This window comes from Romboutsia sp. 13368 (genome assembly GCF_018336475.1).
Classification (GTDB): Bacteria; Bacillota; Clostridia; order Peptostreptococcales; family Peptostreptococcaceae; genus Romboutsia.
On sequence record NZ_CP048741.1, the window covers coordinates 1,324,602 to 1,326,937 of the forward strand.

Annotated in this window: 1 protein-coding gene; it reads right to left on the reverse strand. The window is 26.1% G+C overall.

Going from position 1 to position 2,336, the window contains the following annotated elements; genetic code table 11:
- Positions 1 to 74 precede the first annotated feature (74 nt).
- Complete coding sequence (locus G3997_RS05375) at positions 75 to 2,135, reverse strand: ATP-dependent DNA helicase (protein ID WP_296644090.1); 2,061 nt, start codon at positions 2,133 to 2,135, stop codon at positions 75 to 77.
- Positions 2,136 to 2,336 lie beyond the last annotated feature (201 nt).

The window sequence follows — 2,336 nt, forward strand, 5'->3', positions numbered from 1 at the left end:
TCAGAAGTATTATAGTATAAAAAAACTCTTAGTTTTTACTAAGAGTTTTTTTATTTATTAATTATATAATAATGTTATTTATTATTTTCTATAAAACTTTTAACTCTATCTAAGCTTCTTGTTGCAGTTTTTTTATACTTAAAACTACTAAGTACCTTATTTTTATAAGTAGCAGTTGATAATCTTTCATCTAAAATGCATATTACACACTTATCATCAACACTTCTTACTCCCCTACCCACTGCCTGTTTTAATGTTATTATCATTTGTGGAAGCATATACCTTCCAAAGTAGTTAGGTCTCATTTTTAATTTTTGATTAACTGGATCTCCTGGTGATGTAAAAGGAAGTTTATCTATAACTATACATCTAAGAGATTGACCTGGTATATCTATTCCTGTAAAAAATGACTTAGTAGCAAGTAATGTACTATTATAATCTTCTTTAAATAATTCTGTAAGTTTGTTTCTTCCCATATCACCTTGTGCATAAACTTTATACTTAAGCTGTTTTTTAAGCAATTCTCTTTTACATAGATTTAAATTTCTATTAGAAGTAAATAAACAAAGGACTCCTCCATCTGTAGCCTTTATTATTTTTTCTATTTGATTAGTCATAGTTGCTTCAAAGTTTTCATCATTTCCTGGAAGTGCATCCTTTGGTAAGTACCATAATTCTTGAGTACTTAAATCAAATGGCGATTTCCCCATATATTCTACTACTTTATCTTTGTCTATTAAGTTAAATCCTAAGTTATTTTTTAAGTATTCAAAATTGCCATCAACACTTATAGTAGCTGATGTTAATATACAAGTTTTCTCAACAACATCTTCTTCTTTTTCTAAGAAATATCTTTTAAATGTTTGAGATACATCTATATTCTTTTTACCTAGTACAACTACACCTTTTTCAACTTCCACCCACATTACTATATTTTTATCTTGTAATATATCATCTACTCTATAAATCATTTCTACCATATTTTCTATAGTAGTTATAAGTGTTTTAGTTACTGCTAAGGCTGATTTAATTTCATCATTTGAATTATCTTCTTTTGGTGTATCACTATTATTTTGATTTTGACCTTCTATTTCTAGTACTTGTTCTACATTAACCTTTACTTTCTTTAATCTTCTAATTGTATCATTTAGCATAAATACTAGATTTTCACTATCTGGTAAGTCCTTTTGAGCATCTATTATTTTAGCTCTTAAGTATATAGTTTTTTCATATCTTTCTTCTATACCTTTGAAAAATTCCTTAGCATAGTTTGATAGTTTTTCTGTATTTTCAAGTCCTAGTATTTCATTTTTACGTCCTAGTTTATTTTCTATTTCTTTTATCTTCTTTTCTATATACTCTACAGTACCTATACTTACTTGACTTGCATTAAACTCTCTAAGTATATCTTCCGCTTCATGAGCTTCATCAAAAACTATAAGTGATGCATCATTAAATACAGAGCTATTAACATTCATACAACTAAATAACATATGATAGTTTGTAACTACAACCTTTGCTTGTTGTGCTTTTTTTCTATGTAAAGTGTAAAAGCATTTTTCTTTATACGGACAAAAGTTTGACTTACATTCTACGCTATCTACTGTAGTTAACTTTCTCATTTCATTACTTAATATAAAGTCACTTTTAGTTAAATCTCCATCTTCTGTTTTTTGATAGTAACTCCAAATTCTATCCATTTCATTTTTATTAGTTAGAGTTTGCTTACTAAAGAAGTCTTCATTTTCTAACTTATCCATACATAAAAAGTTACCTATACCTTTTAATACAGCAGGCTTTATATTATTTTTAACTTTTTTATTTGGATATAGTTCATCAAAAACATCTAGTACAAATGGTAAGTCCTTGTTATACAACTGTTCTTGAAGTGATATATTTGATGTAACTAAAACTATTCTTCCATCATAATTAGTTTCTACTAAATTCTTTATACTAGGAATTAAATAGGAAATTGATTTTCCAAATCCGCATGGTCCTTCTAATATAAAGTGCTTTTTATCTTTTATAGCTTTTTCTAATAATATCGCTGCTTTTATCTGAGATACTCTTTTTTTATAGTTTTTATTTTTCTTTTTTAATATTCCGTTATCTTTAAATATTTCCTTTATGTCCATAGCTATTACCTCGTTATAGTATTTCTATTTTTATTTTAACATATATATCAAGGTTATTTTAATTGTTATATTTTTTCATTATTTGAGTGTACTTATTCTTAGCTTGAACATATAAAAATATATAATCCTTTTTACAAATAATTATCATTAGTGATTTAATCAAAAGGTGGGATATTATGAAGGATAAGCATATCGGTATTA

Coding starts and splice junctions, on each gene's coding strand:
- G3997_RS05375 (WP_296644090.1), bottom strand. CDS start 2,135: ATGGACATAAAGGAAATATTTAAAGATAACGGAATATTAAAAAAGAAA.